Below are 6495 nucleotides of genomic sequence, written 5' to 3'. Positions count from 1 at the left end.
TCCCATCCCTCCCCGCGGAAAGCAAGTGTCTGGAGCGGAAATCAACGGACTAAGTTTATAGTCTAAAAACAACAATTTATACGAAAAGAGCCTTTCTTAATGAATAACAATGAGAACATTATGATTGAATAATCTAACAAAAATAGGAATAGTTTTAACCTCTCATATAAATGAGAGGTTTTCTTATTGTTTTGCTTCTAACAGAGAATGCTTAAATGATATAATAAGTTTACAAGAGAGAATATTAATTTAGAGGGAAACTTATATATAACTATAAAAGCTACTTTTCTGATTAATAAGCATCGTTTTAATATACTGAATATTTAGAAGGAGGGAGAAATCTGCGTACTCTTATAAAAGTATTCGTAGTACTAGTTATTATATTTATTATTAGCTTATATTTTCATTTAAGGCCAGATAATGAGAATAATATCTTAAATGGTAACAATAAAAAAGAGACACCCATGGTTGATAATTTAAATGGACCACCCCCGAAAGAAATAAAAAAGTATATTAAAAGGCCTAAGCAAGGTTTATCTACTTTTATAGGAGAATCTTCCGAAAAACTAATAAAAAAATATGGTGTGCCTTCTCGAAAAGATCCTTCAGCCTACGATTATGAATGGTGGATTTATAATAATAGTGATGAATCTTATTTTCAAGTCGGAGTTTATAAAGGAAAAGTTGTCACAATTTATGCTATAGGAAGTAAAAATAATATTGTTCCATTTACAATAGATGAAGAGGTACAAAATATTTATCAAAGTATTCCTCTTGATCCGGATATTACTGTCCAATATGATGAAGGAACCTATAGATTTGAGTTATCAGAAGAGGATTTAAATATTCGTCCACTTGTACAACTTGGCTCCATTTATGCACAACTTTCTTTTGACAAATTTAAAGGAACACTATCTAGTGTCAGGTTCATGGATAAAGAGACTTTAATTAAACAGCGGCCATATGAAATGGTTTATCGGGGGCGGTTAATTGATCCATCACCGATCGTGAAATCGAGTTGGAGGCCTATTGAAATAGGAAGCGAGAAACAAATTTTTGATTTAACTAATATTATACGTCAAAGATTTGGATTAAATAAACTTGAATGGGATCAAAAAACAGCGGATGTAGCTTATCGGCATAGTAAGGATATGTTTGCTGAAAAATATTTCTCTCATGAGTCTCCCAAATACGGTGATTTAGAAAAACGTCTTAAATCTGCACATGTATTTTACCAGCTTGCTGGAGAGAACATTGCAGCGCAATATATAGACGGTCCAACAGCAGTTGAGGGATGGCTGAATTCTGATGGTCACCGGAAATCATTGTTAGAAAGCAATTTTACTCACATCGGAGTAGGAGTCTTTCAAAAATATTACACTCAAAATTTTATTGAAAAAAATTGGGAATGAGAATTTCTGATAAAAAGCCCTACAAAGGGCTTTTTATTTTCTAGTTTACTCATTTGTCTACCCAAAACATACATTAGGATGAAAATAGTTCACCTTTTAAATATTGAATCATATTTTATTATAGGTATAGGTATTTAATTGGTAAGATCTCTTTCCGTTTACTTCGTTTTTTAATCAAATGGCTTTGTTAAACAAAGTTGTTGTTATTAATAAAAGCCTGAATACTATGCTTTCAACTAGTTTTACTACGTAAAGAAATCGCTTCACGCATACTATTCAGGTCATTTTATCCAATAAACATAAACAAAGCCAATCAAATAATTCATTGGGCATTGCATCTGAGAATACATGAAATTATTTATAAAAAATAAATTTAAATGCAAATCAGTATTTAATAAAGAATACAGTTTTACAATATATGAGGTGAGTTAAAATGGGGAATAGCAAACAACTTCACCCATCAGTACAAAAGTTTAAAACTTTTGTAAAAAAACATCCAAAAATTATCCATGACGTAAAAAACGGTTCACATACATTACAGGAATTGTATGAGGAATGGTACATCCTAGGGGAAGATGATCCGTATTGGAAGTCATTTGGAATTGAGGGGGGAGAGGACAAAAATTCGGATGACGATACGAGTAATACGAGTGATAATGATGAGAAATATAGAAAATGGATGAATCAAATTGGAAATGTTATGCAAAAGGTGGATGCTAACCAAATGCAGCATCATTTGAATAATTTAAGCAAAGTGATTGCATCACTTCAAGGAGTTCTCTCTCAATTTCAAGGGCAACAGCAAAATGTACCTGCAACGAAAAATGAACCAGTGCATCCATTTTCTTTCCGAAAAGATTAAAAGGGGGTATTTTGTTTGAGAAAAGATGTTCTAGAGTATATATACTCGAAACAGGACTTGAAACAATTTTTAAGAAGTCAGCCTATTTGGTACAGGAATCTTAGTCGGCATCCTGAAGAAATTAAAAAATTTGAAATTGCCGCTTTGCATTATTATGAGCGAACGATCCCCCACCGAATTGAAAAATTCAACAATGGACTGCAAATGGCATCTATGATGATGAATATGTTTCAGGGGATGTATTCTCAAGCTTAAGTGCCCTTTTAAAAGGGAAATTGTTATGATGATAATAAAAAATTGATGCGAAAAGGAAATAAAAAGAATCGGCGGCAGCCGATTTTGTTTTTTAAAAGGTCGAAGACTACGAAACCCGTACGCTAGGCGCTTGCGCTTTTCTAAATAAATTATGTTTTTTCTTGAGTAAAATTCCTTGTTCTGTGGAAGCTAAGGACAAGGAGTGATAAATATGAGAGGTTTAATTTGTTTGTCTCTTTTTTTGATAATAATGAGTGGTTGCAGGCAAAATATCCCCAAACCAGAATCTTTCAATGTAAAAGCATCTGAAAATACGAATTTTGCCCAAGAAATCCGGAATGCAACTATTCGTCATATAGTTCATGGGCCAAATGTTTTTGTGGAATGTATGGTACCAAATGTCTCATTCTCAGGTACTAATAAAAAAGTCGAGCGTGGGAAAATTATTGCTTATGTTGATGGAAAGCAGCAAGGTGAATATTATACAGCTGCATTTGTTATGAAGGGCTTGTCTAAAGGGGTTCATCACATAAAAATTGAAGTGTTAAAATTAAACAATAAAACACATGGATTGTCGAAAGATTTTTATGTATCTATTTTATAAAGGCTCTTTTTTTAACTTTGTTGCTATTTATAACAGAGTCAAAATTGGTGAGATTTTACGAATTTAATATCGAGTAGGATTTTTATGATTATACAATGAGTATGGGATGAAGAAAAGAGCATGATGCTAATTTCTTTAATAATTTGAGTTGATTGCTAAAAGTAACAATCTATGTGAAAATAGTCTTTTTAAAAGCCTCCTTATTCGCTTACCGTCTGAAAACATGATAAAATAATTTTGGAGGTGAGCTTTTTGCTTGCGACTTTAGAAAGAGTAAAAATAATAACTGAAGCACAAAGTTTAGCCAAGATGATTACACAGTCAGAAGCAGCTGCTGAATATAGAATGTATTATTATAGATTAAAAAATGATATACAGACTCAGAGAAAGATTAGAGAATTTGTCAGGATGAAAGAACTGTATGAAGATGTACAACGTTTTGGAAGATATCATCCAGATTACAAGACGATAAATATTCGTACTCGTGAAGCAAAGCGGGAAATGGATTTGGATGAAAATGTTGCTCGGTTTCGGAAAGCGGAGAATGCTTTACAGGATATTCTTGATCAAGTTAGTATTCTCATTGGAAAATCTGTATCACAGCATATTAAAGTTCCGACCGGAAATCCATTCTTTGATTCTAATTCTTCATGTTCTGGAGGTTGTGGGTCTGGGGGAGGTTGCAGTTGTTCTGCATAATACATTGATGTTCACATAAAAAATATGTTAAAATTATGTGAATTAGGAATTTAAGGGGAAAAATCTATGTTCAATGAAAGACAAGGCTTAATTATTTGGCTTTTTAATTTAAAGCATGCAAAAGCCCTTAGACGGTTTGGGAATGTCCATTATGTTTCAAAAAAAATGAAATACGTTGTATTGTATTGTGATCGGAATGAAATTAATGAATTACAGGAGAAATTTTCCTCCATGCCATTTGTTCGAAAGGTAGAACTTTCCTGCAAACCTTTTCTAAATACAGAATTTGAAAATTCCAAACCAGATAAAGCAAAAGAGTATGATTATAAAATAGGACTTTAATTTTTAAAAAAACCTCCTGCTTGGAGGTTTTTTTATTGTCTAGCTACAGTGCCTTGCCCCTCGAGGTTATTTGCTGGTCGGGTCTGACCAAGGCGCTTTCACTTTCGTTTATCGTAATGGAGGGATATAGTTATTTAATCGCAAAATTCCTATTAAGTATTGAAAATATAGGTCTTTTTCAGCAAATTGCTTTGAATTTTTCACTTCAATTTCAATGATCTTTTTCCCTAATTTATCAGCGAGGTTTTGAAAAAGTTCAAACCTTTTATTTGGCATTATATGTGGATTAGGAATCCCCTCACGACAAATATAAAGTGCTTGAAATTCTCCAGGATTAGTAGGTTGCAACACAACGCTCAGTGATGTCATCTTTTTTGCTCCAACGGTTGTGTGCAGAGCCATTAAATGAGCTAACCGATGCTGATTTGAATTAGCTATTTCTATTAATTCATATAAGTCTGAATACCCTTCTCCTAATTCGATAAAACGTTGTAACATATTTATTTCCTCACATTTCTTATATTAATTTCAAATTTAATTTCCCTAGAAATATTATACTTATAAATGTATCATAGAATTATTCGACCTGCGAGGTATTCGAGTACTTAAACAGAAAGAAAGATAATAAAATAAGGGAGAAACAAAAAGGATGTTTCGAAGGCAAGTTTTAAAATATTTAGTTATATTCCTTTTATTCTTCATAGGAAGTATACTCTATTTTCAATGGAATGGTTTTTCGTCCGAACGAAAACATAATAAAGGAAAAGAAATACAACAGAAAATCACGATTGAACATAATAATAATAAATTTTATATTGAACAAACTATACAGTCTATAGATAATGGAGTTTATGAAATATTTTGGCCAAAAGAAGCAAAAAATATTGACTGCTTTATCGAGGAGAATCAAGAGTGTAAATGGATTAAGAATAAAAAAATAAAAATTAGTTCAGGTCAGGTTACTCTTCGATATGAAATTAAAAGACAAATGGCTAATTCTTCCCTATTATTAGATAACTGGCTAGCCATATTTAAACATACAAATGTAGAGGCTAGTAAAATTCATCTTATCGAAGGTCAATTTAAACAAGGATCCTGGGTGGCTCCGACAAAAAATATAGCGATAAAACAGATGGAATATATAAATTATTATGTTTTTGATATAAAGGGACAAGTTCCTACCCTTTTTTGGCATAAAAACGAGTTAGTAAAAGAGACTGTAAATAGCTGGCTAACTATTTATTATCCAAAATCTTATAAACTCCCAAAACTTAAATTAAATAAACTAAAAAAAATAAAGCAAACACCGAATATAGTAGTAGTTATTACAAATGAAATTCCTCATACCACATTACCATCATTTTTGATAGTTAATGATGACAACAAAGATGATTTGGAGGAAGAAATCGTAGAGGAGGTCATGCATCAAGCCTTCTCATTTAAGAGTGAAGAAGAATGGTTGAAGGATATCATTTCTTCTGCAATATTAAATAAAGCAATCGGTTCTAAAAAGGCGCAAATCATGTACTCTGAATTAAAAACTAAGCTGGGTAAGGAATTATTAAATGATTGGGTAGATAAGATTTTACAAGAAGAGGATACGAATATAACTAGTAAAAGGCTAGATGAGACAATTAAAGAAGTAACTGGTTTTGATACTGACTTTTTTTCAGAGAACCGCTTGTTCAATTCACCCAAAAAAGAATTTGTTTTGTATGATGCACGAAAAATTATAGTTAAAGGAGAAGAAAGAAAGGATATCCATCTTATATTACACGAAGGCAAGAATGTTCTACCATTTACAAAAACGATGGATGCTTTAGGATATAAGGTGGAAAACAATAAAAATAATGATTCGATTGATTTGAAAAATAAGGATAATCATTTTCGCTTTTATTTTGGTAAAAAATTATTTCTTTATAATGATGAAGAATATGGCTTACTTTCAACCCCTTTTATTAAAATAGATGATGAATATTTCATAGAAATCAATTGGTTAAATCAACTATTTAATACTCTTTTAGAAGAAGATAAGAAACATATTAGGATTAAGTAAAATAAAAAACCCTGCAAACCTTATGCAGGGTCCCTCTATATCCTATGTAAAGGACAGAAGGCAAAGGGAGAGGAGAAACCGGAGGAAGAACTTATGGGGAAACGTAAGTCTTCTCCGCGGTTGGCAACAACATCTGAAATGATGTTGCTACTTAAAGTATCACCATCGCCACCAAATTTATACATTAGGTTTTCGAATATAGTGATTTCATTTTTCGCTTTTCCCGGTCCACACAATATGGTAGGATAAAAAGGAAAATTTAAGA

General features: G+C 31.9%; 8 protein-coding genes. 7 read left to right on the top strand and 1 reads right to left on the bottom strand.

Translation table 11 applies throughout. The features are described 5' to 3' along the window. Positions 1–341: 341 nt before the first annotated feature. The 6 genes from ACQKP0_RS06550 to ACQKP0_RS06525 all read left to right on the top strand — a co-directional run bounded on the left by ACQKP0_RS06550 (position 342) and on the right by ACQKP0_RS06525 (position 4174). Entirely contained in the window at positions 342–1412 is a 1071-nt protein-coding gene (locus tag ACQKP0_RS06550) for a CAP domain-containing protein (protein ID WP_427405027.1), read from the top strand. A 433-nt stretch (positions 1413–1845) separates the two neighbouring features. Then, on the top strand, positions 1846–2274 hold the full coding sequence (locus tag ACQKP0_RS06545; RefSeq protein ID WP_427405010.1) for a YlbD family protein: 429 nt from the start codon (positions 1846–1848) through the stop codon (positions 2272–2274). A 15-nt stretch (positions 2275–2289) separates the two neighbouring features. Then, the gene (locus ACQKP0_RS06540) at positions 2290–2529 is read left to right on the top strand and encodes a YlbE-like family protein (RefSeq protein WP_427405009.1); all 240 of its coding nucleotides are present in this window, start codon (positions 2290–2292) and stop codon (positions 2527–2529) included. Between the two features lie 211 nt (positions 2530–2740). Continuing rightward, complete coding sequence (locus ACQKP0_RS06535; RefSeq protein ID WP_427405008.1) at positions 2741–3133, top strand: hypothetical protein; 393 nt, start codon at positions 2741–2743, stop codon at positions 3131–3133. A 252-nt stretch (positions 3134–3385) separates the two neighbouring features. Continuing rightward, positions 3386–3832 (top strand): YlbF family regulator, encoded by a 447-nt coding sequence (locus tag ACQKP0_RS06530; protein ID WP_427405007.1) that lies wholly within the window; start codon positions 3386–3388, stop codon positions 3830–3832. Positions 3833–3898: 66 nt separating this feature from the next. Continuing rightward, positions 3899–4174: a YlbG family protein gene (locus ACQKP0_RS06525; protein WP_427405006.1), complete on the top strand. Its 276-nt coding sequence runs from the start codon at positions 3899–3901 to the stop codon at positions 4172–4174. Positions 4175–4282: 108 nt separating this feature from the next. On the opposite strand, the gene ACQKP0_RS06520 is transcribed toward ACQKP0_RS06525, so the two are convergent. Beyond that, a complete protein-coding gene (locus ACQKP0_RS06520; RefSeq protein ID WP_427405005.1) occupies positions 4283–4672 on the bottom strand; it encodes a DUF7147 family protein in 390 nt (129 codons plus the stop codon). 151 nt (positions 4673–4823) lie between these two features. On the opposite strand from ACQKP0_RS06520, the gene ACQKP0_RS06515 reads away from it, so the two are divergent. After that, the gene (locus ACQKP0_RS06515; protein WP_427405004.1) at positions 4824–6230 is read left to right on the top strand and encodes a stalk domain-containing protein; all 1407 of its coding nucleotides are present in this window, start codon (positions 4824–4826) and stop codon (positions 6228–6230) included. Positions 6231–6495: the final 265 nt, after the last annotated feature.

The organism is Heyndrickxia sp. NPDC080065 (genome assembly GCF_050281185.1).
Classification (GTDB): Bacteria; Bacillota; Bacilli; order Bacillales; family Bacillaceae_C; genus Heyndrickxia.
This window is presented reverse-complemented; position numbering and strand designations above follow the sequence as displayed.